Below are 24,115 nucleotides of genomic sequence, written 5' to 3' on the forward strand. Positions count from 1 at the left end.
GATTTCATCACGGCTGTCGAGGCTGACCCGCTTGGTCAAGTCACCGTCGCCCGCAGCCAGATCATTGAGCGCCGCGATCAGCAGGCGCAGCTTGTTGACCACGCGCCGGCCGAGCACCACTGCCACCACCAGCAGCACGCCAAGCCCTACCAGTACCAGGCCCAGGCCGATCCGCCAGCGCAGCTCGGCGGCCGCATCGCGCACGGTTTCGGCGGTGTTGGCCTGCATCGCGGTGGCGCTGTTCTGCGCGGCTTCCAGACGCGCGCGCAGGGCCTTGCCGCTGTCTGCGGCTGCCGCACCAAGGCTGTCGCCGACCAGCTGCTCGCTGCTGCCGATCAATGCCGCGAAGCGTTCATCGAGAGCCTTCAGCTCCTGCTCGACGGATGCGGTGGAAACGCCCATCAGCACCTTGCCGATCTCGGCGCCGTTGGGGCTGATCGGTGCTTCGACGAAGTACACCGAGGGGTCCTTGCGCGCAGCGTTGAGCACTTTGTCCAGCGCCCGCTCACCTTCGCCCTTGTCCATCAGCGCCTGGTTGATCGGGTTTTGCCGGTTGAGGTAACGGGTCAGGTGCTGACCCTGAGCATCGTCATAGATCACGAATAAAACGTTGGGATTGCGCTGGGCACGCCGGGCGAAGTCGGAGAGCACCGGCACGTCGTTGTCCCAGATCGCCCGCGGGGCCACCGAGGCGAGCAACTCGGCCATGTCGTTGGCCGAGTCCTTGAGGTTCTTCTCGAGGGTGGCGCGCAATTGCTGCTGCTCGCTTTGCAGACGCGTCGACAAGCCGCTGCTCAAGCGTTGCTGAGTGCTGCTGGAGAGGCTTTCAAGGCCAGCGCGGACATCTTGCCCGGCCAGTTCAAGCTCGCCCGCAAGCTTGCGGCTATCGCTACCCAGGCGCTCACCCAGGTTCGCCTCAAGGGCGCTCACTGTGCTCCGGGTCAGCGCAACAGCCACCAGCACCTGCACCAAAAGGGCGATACCCAAGGCAACAAACACAGGCCGCAACAGGCGGCTTCGTAACAATGAAAGAATGGCAGACACGGTGAACCCTCGTGTTTCTGGCGCCACTATTTTGATGGCATCGACAAGGGCATTCTTACAGCAAGGGTTGTGCCGTCGCAGCAGGCATACACGCCAAGTTCATTCACAGGCGAGAAACACCCACCAATAAAAACGCCGCGCTCCCTTGCAGGAACGCGGCGCTGGATCAGCCTGGCGGCTAATCAGGCAAACGGATGACGCAGCACGATGGTCTCGTTGCGATCCGGGCCGGTCGAAATGATATCGATCGGCGCGCCGGTCAGCTCCTCGATGCGCTTGATGTAAGCGCGAGCCGCTTCTGGCAGCTCCTCGAGGGTCTTGGCGCCCAGGGTCGACTCGCTCCAACCTGGCATTTCTTCGTACACCGGCTCCAGGCCGATGTAGCTGTCGGCGTCGGAAGGCGCTTCGAGCACCGCGCCGTTCTCGTTCTTGTAACCCACACAGATGTTGATGGTTTCAAGACCGTCGAGCACGTCCAGCTTGGTCAGGCAGATGCCCGAGATGCTGTTGACGTCGATGGCGCGACGCAGGATGACGGCATCGAACCAGCCACAACGACGGGCACGGCCGGTGGTCGAGCCGAACTCGTGGCCACGCTTGGCCAGGGTCGCGCCAGTGTCGTCGAACAGCTCGGTCGGGAACGGACCGGAACCGACACGGGTGGTGTACGCCTTGGTGATGCCGAGGATGTAATCCAGGTACATCGGGCCAACGCCGGAACCGGTGGAGATGCCGCCGGCGGTGGTGTTGGAGCTGGTCACGTACGGGTAGGTACCGTGGTCGATGTCCAGCAGCGAGCCCTGGGCGCCTTCGAACATGATGTCCTTGCCGGCGCGACGCAGGTTGTGCAGCTCGGCGGTGACATCGAGCATCATCGGCTTGAGCTGCTCGGCGTAGGCCATGCACTCGTCCAGGGTCTGCTGGAAGTCGATGGCCGGCTCTTTGTAGTAATTGACCAGCTGGAAGTTGTGGTAGTCCAGCAGCTCACCGAGCTTGGCGGCGAAACGCTCACGGTGGAACAGGTCACCGATGCGCAGGCCACGACGAGCGACCTTGTCTTCGTAGGCCGGGCCGATACCACGACCGGTGGTACCGATCTTGGCTTCGCCACGGGCCTTCTCGCGAGCCTGGTCCAGTGCTACGTGGTAGGACAGGATCAGCGGTGCAGCCGGGCTGATGCGCAGGCGCTCACGGACCGGTACGCCCTTCTCTTCGAGCTTGGTGATTTCCCGCATCAAGGCGTCCGGTGCAACCACTACACCGTTGCCGATCAGGCACTGCACGCCTTCGCGCAGGATGCCCGACGGGATCAGGTGCAGCACGGTTTTTTCACCGTTGATCACCAGCGTGTGGCCGGCGTTGTGACCGCCCTGGTAGCGCACTACGGCGGCAGCATGTTCGGTCAGCAGATCAACGATCTTGCCTTTGCCCTCATCACCCCATTGGGTGCCCAGGACGACGACATTCTTACCCATAACACTTGTCCTCATTCACGCAAACTTGGTTGCCGGCCCTGATGCGGGCCGCGCGAGCTGTCTCAATGGGTCAGAGGCAGGATCTGCCAACGCCCTTCTTGCTGAATCAATTGCCGATCACAATCCGCCTCGAGGGCAGCACTCAGCGGCTGGCCAGGCAATGCCTGGACCACTCGCTGGCCCTCGTTGCGCAACTGGCAGACCATCTGCCAGAGGGCCGCGTCGCCGCTGTCGGGCATCCAGATGCCGCCAGAAGGCAATACGACCTCCGCTCGCCCCAGTGTGACCAGGGTCTTCAAATCCGTGGAGAAACCAGTGGCCGGGCGCGCCCGGCCAAAGTCGGCACCGATGTCATCGTAGCGACCGCCCTGGGCGATCGACTGACCAACCCCAGGCACGAATACCGCGAACACCACACCGGTGTGATAGTTGTAGCCGCGCAGCTCGCCGAGGTCGAAGTACAGCGGCAGCTCCGGGAAGCGCGCTGCCAGCCGATCAGCGATCGCCAGCAGGTCATCCAGTGCAGCCAGCACGCTGGCCGGGGCACGGCCAAGACGCACACGCGCCTGAGCCAGCACTTCACGGCCACCGCACAGCTCGACCAGAGCACGCAGCATGCCGCCCAGATCCTGCGGCAGGTCAGCGGTCAGTGCGTACACTTCGTCGCGGGCCTTGCGCTGCAGCGCATCGAACAGCTGCTGCTCGACATCACCGGACAACCCGGCAGCACGCGCCAGGCCACGGTAGATACCGACGTGGCCGAGGTCCATGTGCACGTCCGGCACATCGGCCAGGCGCAGCATGGCCAGCATCAGGCTGATGACTTCGACATCGCTGGTCGGGCTGGCATCGCCATACAACTCGGCGCCAAGCTGGATCGGGCTGCGCGAAGTGGACAGCTGGCGCGGCTGCGCATGCAGCACGCTACCGGCGTAGCACAGGCGGCTCGGACCTTCACGGCGCAGGGTGTGAGCGTCGATGCGCGCTACCTGCGGGGTGAAGTCGGCACGGAAGCCCATCAGCCGACCAGACTGCGGGTCGACCACCTTGAAGGTATGCAGGTCGAGGTCCTGGCTGGCACCGGTGAGCAGCGATTCCAGGTACTCGATATGCGGAGTAACGACCAGTTCGTAACCCCAACTCTGGAACAGGTCCAACACCTGCCGCCGCGCGACTTCAATGCGCGCAGCTTCAGGTGGCAGTACTTCCTCGATGCCATCTGGCAGCAGCCAGCGGTCTACCGTTGCCATTACGCCTTTTCCCCTTTGGTCCGAGCGGCCAACCCATGGGCGAGCCGTGAATACAGGCATTGGCAGACAACAGCAGGCAGCACTAATCCCAGCGCTACCGCCGTACCAACACCCTCGAATTACTAGCGCCGGGCTGACCCAATGCGAGCCAATCAACCTTGCAGACGCAAAAAAGCCGGGAAATTTCCCGGCTGACTCATCATACACCCCTTTTCCTTCGGGATGCACCCCGCCGGCAGTTTTACCTGCCAGGCGGGGCCTTGTCGCTTACGGCCGGCTCTTGTCCAGGTACCGGAAGAACTCGTTCTTCGGATCCAGGACCAGCACGTCGCTCTTGCTCGAGAAGCTCGCACGGTACGCTTGCAGGCTACGGTGGAACGAATAGAAATCCGCGTCCTGGCTGTAGGCCTTGGCGTAGATGGCGGCCGCCTGAGCGTCACCATCACCGCGGGTTTCTTCGGATTCACGATAGGCTTCGGCCAGCAGTACGCGACGCTGACGGTCGGCATCCGCACGGATACCCTCGGCCAGTTCGTTACCTTTGGCGCGGTGCTCACGGGCTTCACGCTCACGCTCGGTGCTCATACGATCGAACACGCTGCGGTTGACTTCCTTCGGCAGGTCGATGGCCTTGACGCGAACGTCGACCACTTCGATACCCAGCTCCTTGTTGGCCATGCGGTTCAGCGATGCAGTGATGTCAGCCATCAGTGCGTCACGTTCACCGGATACCACTTCGTGCAGGGTGCGTTTACCGAACTGGTCACGCAGGCCGCTTTCCAGACGACGCGACAGACGCTCGTCGGCAATCTGCTTCATGCCGGAAGTTGCGGTGTAGAAGCGGTCGGAGTCTTTCACCCGCCATTTGGCATAGGCGTCGACCATTACCGCTTTCTTTTCCAGGGTCAGGAAGCGTTGCGTCGGTGCGTCCAGGGTCATCAGCCGCGCGTCGAACTTGCGCACCTGGTTGACGTACGGGATCTTCACATGCAGGCCGGGCTGAACATCAGCCTGGACCACACGACCGAATTGCAGCAGTACCGCACGTTCGGTCTGGGACACGATGTAGAAGCTGTTCCAGGCCACGACAGCCAGCACGACTGCGGCGATCAGGGCGATCAGCGATTTATTGCTCATCAGCGGCTCTCCCTAGTACGCAGCGCCTGTTGTTGCTGTTGCAGGTCCTGCGCTGCGCGCACGGCTGCGTCGTTGACCGACGGCGACGCGCTGCTGCTGCCGGCAGAAGCCGACGTGTTGCGACCGCCTTCGACCATCTTGTCCAGCGGCAGGTAGAGCAGGTTGTTCTGCCCGTCCTTGGTTGCCACCATGACCTTGCTCGAATTGCTGTAGACCTCTTGCATGGTCTCCAGGTACAGACGCTGACGGGTTACGTCCGGCGCCTTGCGGTACTCGGTGACCAGCTTGGTGAAGCGATCGGCCTCACCCTTGGCGCGGGCAATCACTTCATCGCGGTAGCCGTTGGCGTCTTCGATGATGCGCTGTGCCTGACCACGGGCCTCTGGCACCACGCCGTTGGCGTAGGACTCGGCCTGGTTGCGCGCACGCTGCTCGTCTTCACGGGCACGGATCACGTCGTCGAAGGCTTCCTGCACTTCACGCGGGGCTGCCGCGCTCTGTACGTTGACCTGAGTCACGGTGATACCGGTACGGTAAGTGTCGAGGAAACGCTGCAGACGCTCGCGGATGTCCACGGCCATCTGCTCACGACCTTCGGTCAGCACCTGGTCCATCGAGGTCGAGCCGACCACGTGACGCAGGGCACTGTCGGTCGCATGCTGCAAGCTCACTTCCGGCTGGTCGACGTTGAGCACGAAGTCCTGCAGGTTGGTGATCTTGTACTGCACAGTCAGCGGCACTTCAACGATGTTCTCGTCTTCGGTGAGCATCTGCCCCTGCTTGGTGTACGCACGCTCACGCGTCACGTTTTCCATGTACTTGCGATCGATCGGCGGGAAATAGATATTCAGGCCTGGACCGACGGTCTCGTAGTACTTGCCGAAGCGCAGCACAACCGCCTGCTCCTGCTCGTCGACCACATACACGGCACTGTACAGCCAGATCGCAGCCAACACCGCCAGGCCTATGCCCAGCAGGCCGTAGCCGCCACCCTTGCCGATATTGCGGTCACCACCGCCGCGTTTCTTGCCGCCACCGAACATGCCGTTCAGGCTGTCCTGCAGCTTGCGGAAGGCCTCGTCGAGATCAGGTGGGCCTTTTTTATCGCCACCGCCACCACTGCCGCCGCCGCCACGGCGACCGCCCCAGGGATCCTGGTCTTTCGAGTTGCCACCCGGCTCATTCCAAGCCATAGCGCTCTCCATCTGATAAAGCAAAGACGCGCCCACGGCGCGCCGTCCAATGCTACAGAATGCCTGTCACGGCTGCCCGGCGACCTCGACGGGCATTTATTGCAAAGTGTGTTGCGCGATAAACGTCTGCGGCTCGATGCCGGCACGGCTGACCAGGCGATTAAGCTCGATCATCGGCAGGCGCACGCTGAGCAGGCTGCTGCCCTCTTCATCATGTTCCTCGCTCTGCACCGCGCCCAGTTCGAACAGCTGCGCGCGCAAGCGCGCGAAACGCTGATCAAGGCGCAGGGTGGCGACAAACAGATCATCCCCCAGCAACTCGGCAATTGCCTGGCCAACCAGCTCCAGGCCACGTCCATCACGTGCCGACACCCAGACCCGTTCCGGCTTGCCATCGGCATTGCGCTGGATCTGTGGCTCGACATCTTCAAGCAGGTCGAGTTTGTTATAGACCTCGAGGATCGGCAAGCCTTCTGCACCGATCTCACCCAATACCGCCAACACCTGCTCGATCTGCTCCATGCGCTCTGGCTCATGGGCGTCGATCACGTGCAGCAGCAGGTCGGAGTTGCTCGACTCTTCGAGCGTAGCCCGAAATGCCTCGACCAGCTTGTGCGGCAGATGGCGAATGAAGCCCACGGTGTCGGCCAGCACGATCGGCCCCAGGTCGTCGAGTTGCAGACGGCGCAAGGTCGGGTCGAGGGTCGCGAACAACTGGTCGGCGGCGTACACGTCGGATTGAGTCAGGGCGTTGAACAGCGTCGATTTGCCGGCGTTGGTGTAACCCACCAGTGACACCGACGGGATGTCCGCACGGCGGCGCCCGCGCCGCGCTTGTTCGCGCTGACTGCGGACCTTTTCCAGGCGCGCCTTGATCTGCCGCAGGCGAACCCGCAGCAGGCGACGGTCGGTTTCAAGCTGGGTCTCACCCGGACCACGCAGGCCGATACCACCTTTTTGCCGCTCAAGGTGAGTCCAGCCACGCACCAGCCGCGTGCTCATGTGCTCAAGCTGGGCCAGTTCGACCTGCAGCTTGCCTTCATGGGTACGCGCCCGTTGGGCAAAGATATCGAGGATCAGCCCGGTGCGGTCAAGCACACGACACTCGAACACACGTTCGAGGTTACGTTCCTGACTGGGCGTGAGGGTGTGATTGAAAATCACCAGATCGATATGTTCGGCACTGACCAGGTCGCGTAACTCCTCGACCTTGCCACTGCCAATCAGGAATTTGGCGCTGGGCTGATGCCGCGTCACCGTAGACAGCAAGACGATTTCAGCACCGGCCGACAGGGCCAGTTCCTGGAACTCCTGCGGGTCTTCGCGCGCCTCAGGGTTCTGACCTTCCAAATGAACGAGCAACGCTCGCTCACCACCACCGTGGCGCTCAAAGAACAATGCAGGCTCCTAATCAGGCGTTGCCTGGCTCGCTGTCACCGTTCTCGGAATCGGACGGGCTTGGCAGACGAACCGGACGTGCAGGTACGACAGTCGAAATGGCGTGTTTGTAGACCATTTGGCTGACGGTGTTTTTCAGTAGAACTACAAACTGGTCGAAAGATTCGATCGAGCCCTGCAGCTTGATCCCGTTGACCAGATAGATCGAAACCGGGACCTTTTCTTTTCTCAAGGTGTTCAAGTAAGGGTCTTGTAGCGAATGCCCTTTTGACATATGCCGCACTCCTGTAAGGATAAATAATAAAAAACGAGAAAATTCTATGATTACGCCGCCCACTCGCAAGAGTAGACGGCAATTAGCAGGGACTCAGCTCAATATGGAGATGGCCCCAAGGTATTTCAAGGTGCGGGACAGATTGTCGCAGGCCAGGCTGTCCAGCCAGTGCACGTCGGACCAACCGCGCAACCAGGTGAACTGCCGTTTGGCCAGCTGGCGAGTCGCAATGATACCGCGTTCTCGCATCTCATTCTCATCTAGCTTGCCGTCGAGGAAATCCCAGACCTGCCGATAGCCCACTGCCCGTATAGACGGCAGCCCGGCGTGCAAGTCACTTCTGCCTCGCAGCTCTCGGACCTCATCGATGAAGCCCTGTTCCAGCATTTGTGAAAATCGTAACGCAATTCGCTCATGCAGAACGTGACGATCTGCCGGAGCAATCGCCAGACTGGCCACAGTATAGGGCAAATGGCCGGCCGCGCCTGCGTCTGCGCCGCTACTTTCGGCAGATTGGCGCTGGCGATGGGCAGTCATGCTCTCGCCACTCACCCGATACACCTCCAGCGCGCGGATCAAGCGCTGCGGGTCGTTGGGGTGGATGCGCGCCGCCGACACCGGATCGACCTCGGCCAACTGCCGGTGCAGTTCGCCCAGGCCCAGTGCGCTGGCCTGGACTTCCAGCTCGGCGCGCACGGCCGGGTCGGCCGCCGGCATGTCGGCCAGGCCTTCGAGCAATGCCTTGTAATAGAGCATGGTGCCGCCGACCAGCAGCGGGATCTTGCCGCGCGCGGTGATCTCGGCCATGGCCGCCAGGGCATCGCTGCGAAACTGCGCAGCGGAGTAGCTCTCGGCCGGGTCGATAATGTCGATCAAGCGGTGCGGGTACGCCGCCAGGATGGCTTTTGACGGTTTGGCGGTGCCAATGTCCATGCCGCGATAGACCAGCGCCGAATCGACGCTGACCAGCTCGCAGGGCAGGACCTTGCTCAATTCGATGGCGAGGTCGGTCTTGCCCGCCGCTGTCGGGCCCATGAGGAAGATCGCTGGAGGTTTGCTGCTCATGTCACCGACCGCGCAGGAAGAGTTTGTCCAGATCGTCCAGGCCCATCTGGGTCCAGGTCGGTCGGCCGTGGTTGCACTGGCCGCTGCGCTCGGTGTTTTCCATGTCGCGAAGCAAGGCGTTCATCTCGGGGATGGCCAGGCGCCGATTGGCGCGCACGGCGCCGTGGCAGGCCATGGTCCCGAGCAGCTCGTTGAGGTGCGCCTGGATGCGGTCGCTGGTGCCGTATTCCATCAGATCAGCGAGCACGTCCTGCACCAGCCGATTGGCTTCGGCCTGTTTCAGCAACGCCGGGATCTGGCGAATGGCAACCGTCTCCGGGCCCAGTCGCTGCAGCTCAAAGCCCAGGCGCTGGAACCACTGCGCATGCTCTTCGGCGCAATCGGCCTCACGCTGGCTCATCGCCAGGGTTTCCGGCACCAGCAGCGGCTGGCCACTGAGCCCTTCGCTGGCCATGGCCACCTTGAGCCGCTCGTACATGATCCGCTCGTGAGCGGCGTGCATGTCGACCAGCACCAGGCCTTGGGCGTTTTCGGCAAGGATGTAGATGCCCTTGAGCTGCGCCATGGCATAGCCCAGCGGCGGGATATCGCCCTGGCCGTCGGGCAGCGCGACCGGCGCGGCGCTGTTCAGCGGCGCATAGAATTCGCGGTAAGCGGCCTGCGCTTCGGCCACCGGCAGTGGCTGCGAGGGGCGCGGCGTGTACTGGTACTGGTAACCCGCACCAGCGCCGGAGCCCGCTGGAGCAGGCTGCTGCTGTTCGAGCACAGGCGTAGCCAGGCGCATCTCGCCCTGAGGGCCGAACTCGCCAGCCAGCTGGCCACCAGGACGCACCAGTTCAGCGGCAGCAGCAGGCGCGGCCATCTGCCCTTCCGGGCGCACATCGGCCAGCGCGCGGTGCAAGGTGCCATAGAGAAAATCGTGAACCGTGCGCCCTTCGCGGAAGCGCACTTCGTGCTTGGTCGGGTGCACGTTGACGTCGACGCCGTTCGGTTCCAGCTCAAGGAACAGCACAAAGGTCGGATGGCGACCATTGAACAGCACGTCGCGATAGGCCTGGCGCACCGCATGGGCCACCAGCTTGTCGCGCACCGCCCGGCCATTGACGAAGAAGTACTGCAGGTCAGCCTGGCTGCGCGAGAAGGTCGGCAAGCCGACCCAACCCCACAGGCGCAGGCCGTTGCGCTCGACGTCGATCGGCAGCGCCTGCTCAAGAAAGCCCGGGCCACAGATCGCGCCGACGCGCCGCGCACGCGACACATCATCGGCGGCCTCGTGCAGGCTGAGGATGCTCTTGCCGTTATGACGCAGATGGAAGCCGACATCGAAGCGCGCCAGCGCCAGGCGGCGGATGACTTCCTGCAGGTGATCGAATTCGGTTTTCTCGGCCTTGAGGAACTTGCGCCGGGCCGGAGTATTGAAGAACAGGTCGCGCACTTCTACCGAGGTGCCGACCGGGTGCGCTGCAGGCTGTACCCGCGGGGTCATGTCGCGGCCTTCGGTTTCGACCTGCCAGGCTTCGCTGGCATCGGCGGTACGTGAGGTCAGAGTCAACCGTGCAACCGAACTGATCGACGCCAGTGCCTCACCGCGAAAGCCCAGGCTGAGCACGCCTTCCAGGTCTTCAAGCTCGCGAATCTTGCTGGTGGCGTGCCGGGCCAGTGCCAGCGGCAGGTCATCCGGGGAGATACCGCTGCCGTCGTCACGCACGCGCAGCAGCTTGGTACCGCCCAGCTCGACCTCGACATCGATGCGCCGGGCACCGGAGTCGAGGCTGTTTTCCAGCAGCTCCTTGGCTACCGACGCAGGCCGCTCGACCACTTCGCCGGCGGCAATCTGGTTGGCCAGCCGCGGGCTGAGCAGCTCGATCCGCGAACCACCGGTCATTGCTGCGACGCCAGGGTAGTGCCCGGAATATCCAGATGCTGGCCGACCTTCAGCTCGTCGGTCTTCAGGCTGTTGCTGCTGCGCAGGGCCGCCACGCTGACCTGGTAACGCACGGCGATCATCGCCAGGGTTTCACCCGGACGCACGGTATGGTCACGCGGGCCTTGGGCGATTTTGCCGCTGTCACGCAGCCAGGCGATGTAGGTGCCAGGCGGCGGGCTTTGCTGGAAGTACTGGCGCAAGCCGGTGTGGATCGAGCGCGCCAGCGCCTGCTGGTGGCTCTTGGTAGCCAGCTTGGCGGCTTCGTTGGCGTTGGAGATAAACCCGGTTTCGACCAGGATCGACGGAATATCCGGTGATTTCAGCACCATGAAGCCCGCTTGCTCGACCCGGCGCTTGTGCAGCGAGGTGATGCGGCCCATGTTGCCCAGCACTTTTTGCCCGACATCCAGGCTGGAGCTGAGCGTAGCGGTCATCGACAGGTCGAGCAGCACCCCGGCGAGCATGCGGTCCTTGTCGTCGAGGCTGACGTTGCCGGCACCGCCGATGAGGTCGGAGCGGTTTTCCGTGTCTGCCAGCCAGCGCGCGGTTTCCGAGGTAGCGCCGCGGTCAGACAAGGCGAACACCGAAGCACCAAAGGCGGCCTTGGACGGCGCGGCGTCGGCATGGATCGAGACGAACAGGTCTGCACCCTTCTTGCGGGCGATCTCGGTGCGTTTGCGCAGCGGGATGAAGTAGTCGCCGGTACGGGTCAGCTCGGCGCGGTAGCCTTTCTCGCTGTTGATCTGGCGCTGCAGCTCCTGAGCGATCTGCAACACGATGGTTTTTTCATGCTGGCCGCGCGAGCCGGAAGCGCCCGGGTCTTCGCCGCCGTGACCGGCGTCGATGGCAACCACGATGTCGCGTTTGCCGCTCGGTGCTGGCGGCAGCTTGATCGCCGGCTGGGTCGGCGTTACCGGGATGGCCGGCGTGGTGGCAGGCGGCTGCACCGGCGTCGGCGCGGGCGTCGGCGTAGTGGCGGCGATGGCGTCGGCTTCCTGGTCGTACAAGTCGACCACCAGGCGGTTACCGTACTGGGCGTTGGGCGCGAGGATGAAGCTTTTCGGGGTGACGGCCTTTTTCAGGTCGATGACCACGCGCAGGTCGGTCGGCGTGCGTTGCGCCGAGCGGACACTGCTGATCGGGGTGTTGGAGGTGGCCACGTTGAGCGGCGCGCCGAGGGTGGCACCATTGATATCGATAACCAGCCGATCCGGTGCGCTCAGCGTAAACACGCTGTGCTGCACGGGCCCGGAGAGGTCGAAGACCAGTCGTGTGTTGTCCGGCGCGCGCCACAGACGCATGCTTTTTACTTGTGTGGCGGCCAGAGCGTTGACAGTCACTGCGCTGAGCAGCAGACCGACAACGGCGACCAGTGCGCGTATGCGCATACCTAACCCCATTTACTGTTGAATTTTGTTGGCCAGCGCGGTGCACCAGGCTTGGCCACGAGCGCCCTGCGGCAACAGGTTGAGCGAGCGTCCGCCCGCTTGCGGGCTTATGGTAATGGTCAGGTCGGGCTTTGGCAAAACGCCCGCACCTTTATCGGGCCATTCGAACAGGCACAGGGCGTCGCCTTCGAAGTAATCGCGGATACCCAGGTACTCCAGCTCTTCCGGATCGACCAGCCGGTACAGGTCGAAGTGAAACGCCCGCACGTCGCCGATTTCATAGGGTTCGACTACGGTAAAGGTCGGGCTCTTGACCGGTCCGGTATGGCCCAGGCCGCGGATCAGGCCACGCGACAGGGTGGTCTTGCCGGCGCCGAGGTCACCCTCGAGAAATATCACGCCATGACCGCCGGTCACTTCGGCCAGTTGCGCGCCGAAGGCCACAGTGGCTTCTTCGTCGGGCAGAAACAGGGTTAACACGCTGAATGCTCCTCCAATAATTCACGAATGACCGGCAGCAGATCACTGGCTGCCAGGCCCCTGCCCTTCACGCCCAGACGCTCGCCAGCGCAGGCATGCAGCCACACGCCCAGGCATGCCGCCGACCAACCGTCCAGGCCCTGCGCCAGCAATGCGCCAAGCACGCCAGTGAGCACATCACCCAGCCCTGCACCGGCCATGGCCGGGTGGCCTCGCTGGCATAACGCCAACTGCCCGTCCGGATCAGCCACCAGCGTACCCGCGCCTTTGAGCACGCAGATGCTGGCGTACCTGCGCGCCAGCTTACGCGCAGCACCAGGCCGGTCGGCCTGCACCGCCTCGGTGGAAATCCCCAGCAAGCGCGCCGCCTCGCCCGGGTGCGGGGTGAGGATGCTTGCGCCGGGCACGGCCAATGGCCTACTGGCGAGCATGTTCAACGCATCGGCATCCCATACTTGCGGCACATCGCTGTTGGCCACTGCCGACAGCAGGCTGCGCCCCCATGCGGCCTGGCCCAGCCCGGGGCCGACCACCAGCACCGAAGCGCGGGCCAGCACCTCGATCAGCTGATTGGCCGATGACACGCCCAGGCACATGGTCTCGGGCAGCCGGGTCAGCGCCGCTGAAACATGCTCGGGGCGCGTGGCGATACTGACCAGGCCAGCACCACAACGCAGCGCCGCCTCGCCACTGAGCAGCGCGGCGCCGCCGGTACCGAAGTCGCCACCGACCACCAGCACATGGCCGAAGTCGGTCTTGTGCGCGTCTGCACGGCGCGCCGGCAACCGGGCGAGGTTGGCCCGGCTGAGGGTTTTTACAGCGTTATCGGGGTGTTTGGTCTGGGGCATGGGGTCAAAGGCTCCGATGTCTGGCAGAATTATACGCACCTGAGCCTGCAATGCCTTGCCCATCCATGTCCGTTTGTATTCCTGACCTCGCCGCGCTGGCCCAATCGATCAAGGATTGGGGCCGCGAACTCGGCTTCGCCCACGTCGGTATCGCTGGTGTAGACCTGGGCGAGCATGAACAGCACCTGGAGCGCTGGCTTGCCGCCGGCTATCACGGCGAGCTGGACTATATGGCCGCGCATGGCAGCAAACGTTCCCACCCCGATCAACTGATCCCGGGGACGCTGCGGGTGATTTCGCTGCGCATGGACTACCTGCCCGGCGACACACGCATGGCGCAGGTGCTCGCACAGCCGGAAAAAGCCTACGTGTCGCGCTACGCGCTGGGCCGCGATTACCACAAGCTGGTGCGCAAACGCGTGCAACACCTGGCCGACCGCATTCAGGCTGACATCGGCCCGTTCGGCTTTCGTGCTTTTGTCGACAGCGCGCCGGTGCTGGAAAAAGCCATCGCGCAGGAGGCCGGGCTGGGCTGGATCGGCAAGAACACCCTGCTGCTCAACCGCAAGGCCGGCAGCTACTTCTTTCTGGCCGAGCTGTTCGTCGACCTGCCGCTGCCGGTGGACGAAGCCCAGACCAGCGAGCACTGCGGCCGCTGCCAGGCGTGCCTGGACGTGTGCCCGACCAATGCCTTCGTCGGCCCGTATGTACTCGACGCACGGCGCTGCATCTCCTACCTGACCATCGAGCTGAAGCAGGCGATCCCGGTCGAGCTGCGAGCGATGATCGGCAACCGGGTGTTTGGCTGCGATGACTGCCAGATCGTCTGCCCGTGGAACCGCTTCGCCCGCCCCACCCAGGAAAACGACTTCAAGCCGCGTCATGGCCTGGACAATGCCGGCCTGGCCGAGCTGTTCATGTGGGATGAGGCGACCTTTCTGGGCAATACCGAAGGCTCGCCGCTGCGCCGCGCCGGCTATGAACGTTGGCTACGCAATCTGGCCGTTGGCCTGGGCAACGCCCCGTCGACCATCCCGGTGCTGGAGGCGCTGCAGGCACGCCGCGAGTACCCGTCCGAACTGGTCCGCGAGCATGTCGAGTGGGCGCTGGCCCAGCACGCAGCACGGCAGGCGCAGCCAGCGAGCTGAGTGACTACTGCTGGTCGTTATAGTGAAACTTGGGCATTTCCCAGTGGAAACGGATCGCCAGCAAACGCACCAGAAAACCACCAAACAAGGTCAATAGGGTGGCCTGCTCGGCCGGCAGATTGAAGTGCACGCAGCCCAGATAGAACCACGCCGCCGCAAACGACACGCTGGCATATAGCTCGCGGCGAAACACCAACGGGATGTCGTTGCAGAAGATATCGCGCAGAATCCCGCCGAACACCCCGGTGATCACCCCGCTGATAGAAGCCACCAGCAGGCCCTGGCCCATCTCCAGCGCAGTCATGCAGCCAATCAGGGTAAACGCCACCAGCCCCAGCGCATCGAGCACCAGAAACAGCGAGCGCAGATGGCGCATCAGTGGCGCGATAAAGATCGTCAGCAGTGCAGCAAAGCTGGTCAGCACCAGGTACTCGGGGTGTTTCACCCAGGTCAGCGGATAATGCCCCAGCAGCACGTCGCGCACCGAGCCACCACCCAGCGCCGTCACGCAGGCGATCAGTACCACACCGAACCAGTCCATGCCGCGACGGCCGGCGGACAAGGCGCCGGTCATGGCTTCGGCGGTGATAGCGACGAGGTAGAGCATCAGCAACATGGTGCGAGTCCGTGCGAGAAAGGCGCGCAGTCTACCCAGTTGCACCCCGCACCAGAAGGGGGCGCGCCGACTATCGTCAGCCGGCGCAGCAGGCTTAGAACTTGATGAAGTGTTCGCGGTAGTGACGCAGCTCGGCAATCGACTCGCGGATATCGTCGAGCGCCAGGTGAGTGCCACCCTTCTGGAAGCTGTCGCGCACCTCGGGAGCCCAGCGAGCAGCCAGCTCTTTGAGGGTCGAGACGTCGAGGTTGCGGTAGTGGAAGTAGCTTTCCAGCGACTTCATGTGGCGGTACAGGAAGCGCCGGTCCTGGCAGATGCTGTTGCCACAGATCGGCGACTTGCCCTTCGGCACCCACTGTTCGAGGAACGCGATGGTCTGCGCCTCGGCTTCGGCCATGCTGATACGGCTGTCACGCACACGCTGGGTCAAGCCCGAGCCGCCGTGGGTACGGGTGTTCCACTCATCCATGCGCGCCAGCACTTCATCGCTGTGGTGAATGGCGATCACCGGGCCTTCGGCCAGGGTGTTGAGATTGCTGTCGGTGACAATGGTCGCCATCTCGATGATGACGTCGCTGTCCGGGTCCAGACCGGTCATTTCCAGATCGATCCAGATCAGGTTCTGTGTGTTGTCCATGAAAGGCTCCTGAGATAGGCCTTCATAGTAGCTTAGTGGCCCGCTTTGCTCGCTAATTCGTTCTTGCTGGACACTTTGTTGGGGGTCGGAGCATCAGCAGCCTTTAGATTGTCGGGGGCGCTGCGCACCCCTTTCGCGACACGAGGCCGCTCCTACAGGGACCGCGTAGCCTTGCCGGACGCGGTCAATCTGTAGGAGCGGCCTTGTGTCGCGAAAGGGCCGCAAAGCGGCCCCGACAATATCAAGCCAAACCTGAATCAAGCGGCCATACCGATTCCGCTTTGCGCCAGTGCAGCGCCACCCAAGGTTAGCGACTAGCCCAGAAGAGGAGCATGCTAAACTGTCAGCCGTTTTCTACCAGCAAGCCACCACGGAACATTCATGGCCAAACGCCAGCTCAACCGTCGCCAAAACTGGCGCATCGAAAAAATCCAGGGCGAACGCGCCGACCGCGCCGCCAAACGCGAGCAGCACGTCTTGCAGGAACTGGAAGGCGGCGACCTCGGGCCCGAGCAATTCGGCCTGGTCATCGCCCACTTTGGCGTACAAGTCGAAGTCGAGGCCCAGGACGGCGACGCAGTTGGCCAGATCTTCCGTTGCCACTTGCGCGCCAACCTGCCAGCACTGGTCACCGGGGACCGCGTGGTATGGCGAGCAGGCAACCAGGGCATCGGCGTCATCGTCGCGCAACTACCGCGCTCGACCGAACTGACCCGCCCCAACAACCAGGGCGTGCTCAAGCCGGTAGCCGCCAACGTCGATCTGATCGTGATCGTCTTTGCCCCCGCCCCTGAGCCCCACGCCAACCTGATCGACCGTTATCTGGTCGCCGCCGAGCACGCCGGCATTCGCCCGTTGCTGTTGCTGAACAAGGCCGACCTGATCAACGAGCAGAACGCACCGGCGCTGAATGCCTTGCTCGAGGTCTACCGCGACCTCGGCTACCCGCTGCTGGAGGTGTCCGCGCACCACGGCGACGGCATGCAACAGCTGCAGAAAATGCTCGACGGCCACGTCAGCGTGTTCGTCGGCCAGTCCGGTGTCGGCAAGTCGTCGCTGGTCAACAGCCTGCTGCCGCAGGCGCACACGCGAGTGGGGGATCTGTCCGAGTGGTCTGGCCAGGGTACCCATACCACCACCACGGCGCGGCTCTATCACTTCCCTAACGGCGGTGACCTGATCGACTCCCCCGGTATTCGTGAGTTCGGCCTGGTGCACGTCAGCCGCGATGATGTCGAAGCCGGCTTCATCGAGTTCAGCGAACTGTTCGGCACCTGTCGCTTTCGCGACTGCAAGCACGATCGCGAGCCAGGCTGCGCCTTGCTCAAGGCGCTGGAAGAAGGCCGAATCAAGCCGCAGCGGATGCACAGCTATCGCTCGATCATCGCCAGCTTGACCGAAGACAGCTACTGAAAATCCCAGAGCGGCACAGGTCCCTGTAGGAGCGGCCTTGTGTCGCGAAAGGCCCGCGCAGCGGGCCCTCAATTTCAGCTTCGTCGCAGATATTGCTGGGCCCGCTTTGCGGGCCTTTCGCGACACAAGGCCGCTCCTACAGGGACCGGCGTAGACGCTACTCTTTGGGCTCGTCCATCTTCAAGGTACCGTCCTCGAAGAGGTTGAGCTTCTGCCGCAGCTCGCGCGGCTGCATTGGCGCCTCGTCAGCTGCGCCTGGCGCTGCAGCACCTGGCGCAGCGGGTGCACCTGATGCCGGCGGTGCATCCGGGGTGCCCTGCTCGCCCTCGATATTGCGCTGGGCCTTCTTGGTCAGGACGATGATGTCGATGCGCCGGTTAACCGGGTTGAACGGGTCCTTGCGATCGAACAGCGACGACGACGCATAACCCACCACCCGCGCCACCTGATCATCCGGATAGCCACCCGCCACCAGCGCCCGCCGCGCGGCGTTGGCACGGTTGGCCGACAGCTCCCAGTTGCCGAAGCCGCCGCTGCCGGCATAGGCCTTGGCATCGGTGTGGCCGCTGACGCTGATCTTGTTCGGCACCGCCTTGATGGTGTCAGCCATGGCCAGCAGGATGTCCTCGAAGTACGGCTGCAAACGCGCGCTGCCGATGTCGAACATCGGCCGGTTCTCGGCATCCATGATCTGGATACGCAGGCCGTCCTGGGTGATCTCGAACAGGATCTGGTCCTTGAACTTCTGCAGTTGCGGGTTCTCTTCGACCTTGTTCTGCAGCTCCTGCAAGAGCAGGTTCAAGCGTTCCTTTTCAACCTGCTCGGCCATGGTCTCGACCTGATCCTTGTCCAGCTGCACGCTGGTCTCGGGCGTCGGATCGGACTTCACCTCAGGGTTGATGGTCTTGTCCGGCGCCAGCTCCGGCGAGCCGCCCAGGTCAATCACATAGGGCGTACCGCTTTCGGAGAAGCCGATCGGGTCCTTGAAGTAGCCGGCGATGGCGATCTTCTGCTCTGGGGTGGCCGTCGACATCAGCCACAGCACCAGGAAGAACGCCATCATCGCCGTAGCGAAGTCGGCAAAGGCGATCTTCCAGGCGCCGCCATGGTGACCGCCGCCAAAGCGCTTGACGCGCTTGATGATTATCGGCTGATTGTTTTCCATGAATCAGCGACCGCGAACTGCTTGTTCCAGCTCGGCGAAGCTCGGACGGTGCTTGGGGTACAGCACCTTGCGCCCGAATTCCACGGCCAGCGACGGTGGCATGCCCGAGGCCGAAGCCACCAGCGACGCCTTGATCGACTCGTACAGATTGACCTCTTCCTTGGCATCGTGAGCCAGGCAGGTGGCCAGTGGGCCGAAGAAGCCGTACGCAGCAAGAATACCGAAGAAGGTACCCACCAGCGCCGCACCTACGTGCATGCCGATGGCAGCTTGGTCGCCTTCACCCAACGAGGCCATGGTGACGACGATACCCAGTACCGCCGCAACGATACCGAAGCCAGGCATGCCGTCGGCGATCCCGGTGACCGCGTGCGAGGGGTGGTCGAGTTCTTCCTTGAGACTCAGCAGCTCCATGTCGAACAGGCCTTCGAGCTCGTGCGGAGCCATGTTGCCGGTGGACATGATGCGCAGATAGTCACAGATGAACGCAGTCATGCGCTCATCACCCAGCACGGCCGGGTACTTGGCGAAGATCGGGCTGGCCGAGGCGTCTTCGATATCGCCTTCGATCGCCATCATGCCTTCGCGGCGGCTCTTGTTGAGGATCTCGTAGACCAGGCCCAACACCTCCAGGTAGAAGGTATGGGTGAAACGTGAGCCGAACATCTTCATCGACTTCTTGATCACGTGCATGGTCATGTAGCCAGGGTTGGCCTGCAGGAACGCGCCAAACGCAGCCCCGCCAATGATGAGCACTTCGAACGGCTGGATCAGCGCCGCAATCTTGCCGTGGGAAAGCACGTAGCCTGCGATCACGCTCGCGAAGACGACGATGATGCCGATAATTTTAGCCATAGGTTCAAAGCACTTGAAGTCGAGGTCAGGGTCGGGGACGGGAGCTTGAAAACTCTTCTTCTACTTATCGGCAGAACTGCGCCAGACTATAGCCACTCCAAGTGAAAAGCCAGTTCGGACTGATGTCAAAATGCCAATTGAAACCAAGGTACCAAGTCAGACGCCACGCACTTTAGACCGTTGGATAAAACTGCTGGATGACGTGCGCCTGCCCGTACCCAAGGAAAGCCACGACCGGGTACTGGCGGCCATCAATGACAACCGTCGGTCATTGCGCGACATCGCCGAACTGATGCAGGACAGCCCCGCCCTGGTGCTGTCGGTCATGCGTGAGGCCAATCACTCGGCCAACGCCAGCCAGGCCGAGCCGGCCGAAAGCCTCGAAGTTGCCCTCAATCGCCTCGGACTTGAGCGCAGCGCACAGCTGCTGGCGCGCCTGCCGGCCTTGCCCGGCGATGACATCCCGCCGGTACTGCGCCAGTTTCTGTTGATCAGCCAGCATGCCGCGCAGCAGGCCAGCGGCCTGTTCGCCAGCCGCCTGGCGCGGCTGTGGCAGGAGATTCACTGGGGCAGCCTGCTGTTCCTGTCGCCGCTGTGGCCGATGGCCGTGAGCTACCCCAAGCTGCTCGACACCTGGGAGCTGCGCGTTATTCACAAGGGTGAGAACGCTGCCGAGGTCGAGATCGAGCTGTTTGGCGTACGCCTGATGGAGCTGTGCCAGGCCGTCGCTCTGCACTGGCGCCTGCCGGAGTGGGTGACCCAGGGCTACCGCCTGCTTACCAGCGAACGCGATCAGTTGGCTCAGGTATTCAACATTGCCCGCGAGACGGACAGCCTCGAGCAGCAGCATCGGCTTGATGAAGAACCCGGTCTGCGCCGCTGGTTCAACCAACCGGCCAACACCGTATTGCTGGCCAACGGCCTGGCGCTGGCGGCGCAGGTGGGCTGGGACAACCCGCACCTGCTGCGCTGGCAACTGCTGACCGCGCTGTACTTGCAGACCTCGCTGGACGACGTCCAGCAGCAGGTTCACCAGCAAGCTGCAGCGAGTGCCCGCCATCATGCCCGTCACGCCCTGTTCCACCCGGCCGAAGCGTTGATCTGGCCGTGGCAGCAGCGCCGTCCGCACCCAGACATGCTCACACCACCGCCCCCGCCTGCAGAAGACCTCGAGCGCTGGCGCACGCTGTGTGCCGAAATGCTGGCCCAGCCCAGCCGCTTCAGCAATGCCGTGCACCTGGCCACCCATGCCCGCGATGCACTGCTCGCCTGCGGCATGCAGCGGGTACTGCTGCTGACCTACGACAAGGCCAGTGACGCCTTGCGCGTGCAGCAGACTGCCGGCCTGCCCAAGGAAGCTGCTGCGCTGAACCTCGCAGTCAAACAGAACAAACTGTTACAGCGCTTGACCAGCCAGGCCGGGCAACTGCGCCTGACGCCGGACAACCACGCCCAGTTTGCCGCCCTGCTGCCAGCGCCGATCAATGCCCTGTTCCCCAGCGCACACCTGCTGCTGCGCTCGCTGGCGGTCAATGGCCAGGTGATCATGCTGCTGTTTGCCGATCAGGCGGGCCGCCCTCTGGCCGATGTCAGCGTGCAGGCACTGGGCAAGACCGCACAGTGTATCGAGCGCGCTCTGGCTACCTTCGCCACCCGCAGTAGCTGAGCCTTACGCTACAATCGCCCCCTCGCGTTCCACCTGGAGACTGTGGATGACTGATTTTTCCAGCTTGCCGCTGGTTATCGAAGCGCAAGACCTGTTGCCACGCCTGGGCTCGCCAGCGCTGATCGTGGTCGACCTGACCAGCGCCAACCGCTATGGCAGTGGCCATGTGCCCGGTGCGCGCTTCGTCGACCCCAAGCGTACCCAGCTGGGCCAACCGCCGGCGCCTGGGCTGCTGCCGGCGCGCGCCGACCTGGAAAAGCTGTTCGCCGAACTCGGCCATCGTGACGATGCCGTGTATGTGGTCTACGACGACGAAGGCGGTGGCTGGGCCGGGCGCTTCATCTGGCTGCTGGATGTCATCGGTCATGCGCAGTACCACTACCTCAACGGTGGTATCCAGGCCTGGCCGGCTGATCAGCTGTCGACCGAGACGCCAGCCAGCGCCACCGGCTCGGTCAGCCTGACCATAAACGACGAGCCAACCGCCACCCGTGAATACCTGCAGAGCCGCCTCGGCGCTGCCGACCTGGCCATCTGGGACGCTCGCGCGCCGGGTGAATACCGTGGCGAGAAAGTGCTCGCGGCCAAAGGCGGGCACATTCCCGGCGCCGTCAACTTCGAGTGGACCGCAGGCATGGACATGAATGACCACCTGCGCATCCGCAAGGACATGGCCGATATCCTGAAAAACCTGGGTATCACTCCCGACAAGGAAGTGATCACCCACTGCCAGACCCATCACCGTTCAGGCTTTACCTATCTGGTGGCCAAGTCCCTCGGCTACCCCCGGGTCAAGGCGTACGCCGGCTCGTGGGGCGAATGGGGCAACCATCCAGACACGCCCGTAGAGGTTTAAGGAAATTCAATGAAATCGCGTTTGTTCATCATCAGTCAGTACCTGCTGCCGCACCATTTGCTGTCACGCCTGGCCGGTTGCGTTGCCGAGTGCCGCGCGCGCTGGTTCAAGAATGCCTTCACCGCCTGGTTCGCCAAGCGTTATCAGGTCGACATGTCCGAAGCGCTGGTCGAAGACCTTAGCGCCTACGAGCACTTCAACGCCTTCTTCACCCGCGCCCTGAAACCCGGCGCGCGCCCACTGGATGAAACTCCAGGGGCCATTCTGTGCCCAGCTGATGGCGCCGTCAGCCAGCTCGGGCCGATCGAGCACGGCCGCATCTTCCAGGCGAAGGGCCATGGTTACAGCGCGCTGGAGCTGCTCGGCGGCGATCCGGCACTGGCCGCACCGTTCATGGGCGGCGAGTTCGCCACCATCTACCTGTCGCCGAAGGACTACCACCGCGTGCACATGCCGCTGGCCGGTACCCTGCGCGAGATGGTCTACGTGCCAGGCCGGCTGTTCTCGGTCAACCAGACCACTGCCGAAAACGTACCGGAGCTGTTTGCCCGCAACGAGCGCGTGGTCTGCCTGTTCGATACTGAGCGCGGGCCGATGGCCGTGGTGCTGGTCGGGGCGATGATCGTGGCTTCGATCGAAACCGTCTGGGCCGGGCTGGTGACGCCGCCCAAGCGTGAACTGAAGACCTTCCGCTACGACGAAGCCAGCCGCACCCCGATCCACCTGGAAAAAGGCGCAGAGCTGGGCCGCTTCAAGCTGGGTTCCACCGCGATCGTGCTGTTTGGCCCGGAGCAGGTGAAGTGGGCTGAAAGCCTCGGTGCCGGCTCTGCTGTGCGTATGGGTGAACTGCTGGCAGTGCCGACCGCAGTCTGATCCGCCGCTTATTAAAAAGGCCCCGCATGGCGCAAACCATGCGGGGCCTTTTTTATCTGCAGCGGGCGGTCAGCCGCGGGCGTCGCGGTCGCGCAAGCCGAGCAGATACAGCACACCATCCAGACCCAGGGTCGAGATCGCCTGCTTGGCCGACTGGCGCACCAGCGGCTTGGCGCGGAAGGCCACGCCCAGGCCTGCCAGTGACAGCATGGGCAGATCGTTGGCGCCGTCGCCTACCGCGATGGTCTGGGCCAGTTGCAGCCCTTCTTTGCTGGCCAGCTCCTGCAACAGGTCAGCTTTACGCTGGGCATCGACGATTGGCTCAATGGCCACGCCAGTGACCTTGCCGTCCACGACTTCCAGCTCGTTGGCGAACACATAGTCGATCCCCAGCCGCGCCTGCACCTGCTTGGCGAAGTAGGTAAAGCCACCGGACAGGATGGCGGTCTTGTAACCCAGGCGCTTGAGCTCGGCGAACAGGTTTTCGGCGCCTTCGGTCAAACGCAGCGATGCGCCGATCTCGTCCAGTACCTTGACGTCCAGGCCTTTGAGCAACGCCATGCGCTCCTTGAAGCTGGCGCGGAAGTCCAGCTCGCCGCGCATGGCCCGCTCGGTAATCGCCGAGACCTGCTCGCCGACACCGGCGGCCTTGGCCAGCTCGTCGATGACTTCGGCTTCGATCAGCGTCGAATCCATATCGAACACCGCCAGCCGGCGGTTGCGGCGGAACAGGTCGTCCTTCTGGAAGGCAATGTCGACGGCCAGCTCTTCAGACAGGGTGAAGAACGCGGCACGCAGGGCCTGAGCATCGCTCGGCTCACCGCGCACAGAAATCTCCAGACACGCTTTGCTGTGCTCGCTATCGGCATTGAGCGCCACCCGCGCCGACAGGCGTTCGATGCGCTCGATGGTCAGGCCATACTGGCTGATGACCGCACTGACCCGCTGCAGCTGCTCAGGGGTGACCTTGCGGCTGAGCAAGGTGACGATCTGCCGGGCATCGCCCTGGCCATCGGCCCAGTGCTGGTAGTCGGCCTCGGAGATCGGCGTGTAGCGTGCCTGCAGATTCAGCTCGTGGGCCTTGCTTTGCACGCTGTGCAGCAACTGGGTGGCGACTTCGTTATCGGGGATATCGACGAGGATGCCGAACGACAAAGTGCCGTGCATCACGGCCAGGCCGATGTCGAGAATGTTCACACCGCCCTGGAGCAGGACGCCGGTGATGGCGGCAGTGAGACCTGGGCGGTCTTCACCGGTGATGTTGATCAGAACGATTTCGCGCACAACCTGGCTCCGACTTCGATGAAAAATGCGCATTCTACCGACTTTCGGTGACTATCGGGCGCCACTTGCACTTTGCCGACAAATGCCGGGTCGCTATACTGCGCAGCACTTTCTCGTCATAAA

Annotated in this window: 21 protein-coding genes and 1 pseudogene; 5 read left to right on the top strand and 17 right to left on the bottom strand. The window is 63.2% G+C overall.

Annotation, left to right across the window (positions count from 1 at the left end):
* Positions 1-15 precede the first annotated feature (15 nt).
* From ACQZ2L_RS00150 to ACQZ2L_RS00205, 12 genes and pseudogenes are all read right to left on the bottom strand, one after another.
* Positions 16-708: pseudogene (locus tag ACQZ2L_RS00150) on the bottom strand (methyl-accepting chemotaxis protein); the annotation flags it as partial.
* 518 nt (positions 709-1,226) lie between these two features.
* Positions 1,227-2,519, bottom strand: a complete 1,293-nt coding sequence (locus ACQZ2L_RS00155) for an adenylosuccinate synthase (RefSeq protein WP_103435853.1) — start codon at positions 2,517-2,519, stop codon at positions 1,227-1,229.
* Between the two features lie 62 nt (positions 2,520-2,581).
* Entirely contained in the window at positions 2,582-3,769 is a 1,188-nt protein-coding gene (locus tag ACQZ2L_RS00160) for an ATP phosphoribosyltransferase regulatory subunit (protein ID WP_101315915.1), read from the bottom strand.
* A 267-nt stretch (positions 3,770-4,036) separates the two neighbouring features.
* The gene (gene hflC / locus ACQZ2L_RS00165; protein ID WP_430324242.1) at positions 4,037-4,906 is read right to left on the bottom strand and encodes a protease modulator HflC; all 870 of its coding nucleotides are present in this window, start codon (positions 4,904-4,906) and stop codon (positions 4,037-4,039) included.
* Positions 4,906-6,099: an FtsH protease activity modulator HflK gene (gene hflK / locus ACQZ2L_RS00170; protein WP_101315911.1), complete on the bottom strand. Its 1,194-nt coding sequence runs from the start codon at positions 6,097-6,099 to the stop codon at positions 4,906-4,908. Before hflK ends, hflC begins: the two co-directional genes overlap by 1 nt.
* A gap of 96 nt (positions 6,100-6,195) precedes the next feature.
* Positions 6,196-7,497, bottom strand: a complete 1,302-nt coding sequence (gene hflX, locus ACQZ2L_RS00175) for a ribosome rescue GTPase HflX (protein WP_430324244.1) — start codon at positions 7,495-7,497, stop codon at positions 6,196-6,198.
* Positions 7,498-7,510: 13 nt separating this feature from the next.
* A complete protein-coding gene (gene hfq, locus ACQZ2L_RS00180; RefSeq protein ID WP_060480687.1) occupies positions 7,511-7,771 on the bottom strand; it encodes an RNA chaperone Hfq in 261 nt (86 codons plus the stop codon).
* A 93-nt stretch (positions 7,772-7,864) separates the two neighbouring features.
* On the bottom strand, positions 7,865-8,836 hold the full coding sequence (gene miaA / locus ACQZ2L_RS00185; RefSeq protein WP_430324245.1) for a tRNA (adenosine(37)-N6)-dimethylallyltransferase MiaA: 972 nt from the start codon (positions 8,834-8,836) through the stop codon (positions 7,865-7,867).
* A 1-nt stretch (position 8,837) separates the two neighbouring features.
* Positions 8,838-10,721 carry a DNA mismatch repair endonuclease MutL gene (gene mutL, locus ACQZ2L_RS00190; RefSeq protein ID WP_430324246.1) on the bottom strand — a complete coding sequence of 628 codons (1,884 nt, stop codon included), beginning with the start codon at positions 10,719-10,721 and terminating at the stop codon, positions 8,838-8,840.
* On the bottom strand, positions 10,718-12,163 hold the full coding sequence (locus ACQZ2L_RS00195) for an N-acetylmuramoyl-L-alanine amidase (protein WP_430324247.1): 1,446 nt from the start codon (positions 12,161-12,163) through the stop codon (positions 10,718-10,720). The genes mutL and ACQZ2L_RS00195 overlap by 4 nt, the downstream gene beginning before the upstream one ends.
* The gene (gene tsaE / locus ACQZ2L_RS00200) at positions 12,164-12,649 is read right to left on the bottom strand and encodes a tRNA (adenosine(37)-N6)-threonylcarbamoyltransferase complex ATPase subunit type 1 TsaE (RefSeq protein ID WP_430324732.1); all 486 of its coding nucleotides are present in this window, start codon (positions 12,647-12,649) and stop codon (positions 12,164-12,166) included. It abuts the gene before it with no gap.
* Complete coding sequence (locus ACQZ2L_RS00205) at positions 12,625-13,479, bottom strand: NAD(P)H-hydrate dehydratase (protein WP_430324248.1); 855 nt, start codon at positions 13,477-13,479, stop codon at positions 12,625-12,627. Before ACQZ2L_RS00205 ends, tsaE begins: the two co-directional genes overlap by 25 nt.
* 65 nt (positions 13,480-13,544) lie before the next feature.
* Between ACQZ2L_RS00205 and queG the strand changes: the two genes are divergently transcribed.
* Positions 13,545-14,627 carry a tRNA epoxyqueuosine(34) reductase QueG gene (gene queG, locus ACQZ2L_RS00210; RefSeq protein ID WP_430324249.1) on the top strand — a complete coding sequence of 361 codons (1,083 nt, stop codon included), beginning with the start codon at positions 13,545-13,547 and terminating at the stop codon, positions 14,625-14,627.
* Between the two features lie 4 nt (positions 14,628-14,631).
* On the opposite strand, the gene ACQZ2L_RS00215 is transcribed toward queG, so the two are convergent.
* The gene (locus ACQZ2L_RS00215) at positions 14,632-15,243 is read right to left on the bottom strand and encodes a trimeric intracellular cation channel family protein (RefSeq protein ID WP_101315895.1); all 612 of its coding nucleotides are present in this window, start codon (positions 15,241-15,243) and stop codon (positions 14,632-14,634) included.
* 94 nt (positions 15,244-15,337) lie between these two features.
* Positions 15,338-15,880, bottom strand: a complete 543-nt coding sequence (gene orn, locus ACQZ2L_RS00220) for an oligoribonuclease (protein ID WP_430324250.1) — start codon at positions 15,878-15,880, stop codon at positions 15,338-15,340.
* A 381-nt stretch (positions 15,881-16,261) separates the two neighbouring features.
* Here orn and rsgA point away from each other — a divergent pair, with 381 nt between their 5' ends.
* Entirely contained in the window at positions 16,262-17,293 is a 1,032-nt protein-coding gene (gene rsgA / locus ACQZ2L_RS00225; protein WP_430324251.1) for a small ribosomal subunit biogenesis GTPase RsgA, read from the top strand.
* Between the two features lie 157 nt (positions 17,294-17,450).
* Here the strand turns inward: rsgA and motB are convergent, their stop codons facing one another.
* Both motB and motA read right to left on the bottom strand, forming a co-directional pair.
* Positions 17,451-18,458 carry a flagellar motor protein MotB gene (gene motB / locus ACQZ2L_RS00230; RefSeq protein ID WP_430324252.1) on the bottom strand — a complete coding sequence of 336 codons (1,008 nt, stop codon included), beginning with the start codon at positions 18,456-18,458 and terminating at the stop codon, positions 17,451-17,453.
* A 3-nt stretch (positions 18,459-18,461) separates the two neighbouring features.
* A complete protein-coding gene (gene motA / locus ACQZ2L_RS00235; protein WP_101315887.1) occupies positions 18,462-19,313 on the bottom strand; it encodes a flagellar motor stator protein MotA in 852 nt (283 codons plus the stop codon).
* 130 nt (positions 19,314-19,443) lie between these two features.
* Here motA and ACQZ2L_RS00240 point away from each other — a divergent pair, with 130 nt between their 5' ends.
* From ACQZ2L_RS00240 to asd, 3 genes are read left to right on the top strand one after another with little or no spacing between them, the layout of a single operon-like run.
* The gene (locus ACQZ2L_RS00240) at positions 19,444-20,979 is read left to right on the top strand and encodes an HDOD domain-containing protein (RefSeq protein WP_430324253.1); all 1,536 of its coding nucleotides are present in this window, start codon (positions 19,444-19,446) and stop codon (positions 20,977-20,979) included.
* 46 nt (positions 20,980-21,025) lie between these two features.
* Positions 21,026-21,835: a rhodanese-like domain-containing protein gene (locus ACQZ2L_RS00245; protein WP_430324254.1), complete on the top strand. Its 810-nt coding sequence runs from the start codon at positions 21,026-21,028 to the stop codon at positions 21,833-21,835.
* Between the two features lie 9 nt (positions 21,836-21,844).
* Positions 21,845-22,708 (top strand): archaetidylserine decarboxylase, encoded by an 864-nt coding sequence (asd, locus tag ACQZ2L_RS00250; RefSeq protein WP_186700664.1) that lies wholly within the window; start codon positions 21,845-21,847, stop codon positions 22,706-22,708.
* A gap of 69 nt (positions 22,709-22,777) precedes the next feature.
* Here the strand turns inward: asd and serB are convergent, their stop codons facing one another.
* Positions 22,778-23,992 (bottom strand): phosphoserine phosphatase SerB, encoded by a 1,215-nt coding sequence (gene serB, locus ACQZ2L_RS00255; protein ID WP_430324255.1) that lies wholly within the window; start codon positions 23,990-23,992, stop codon positions 22,778-22,780.
* Positions 23,993-24,115 lie beyond the last annotated feature (123 nt).

The organism is Pseudomonas shirazensis (assembly GCF_050496565.1).
Taxonomy (GTDB): domain Bacteria; phylum Pseudomonadota; class Gammaproteobacteria; order Pseudomonadales; family Pseudomonadaceae; genus Aquipseudomonas; species Aquipseudomonas shirazensis_A.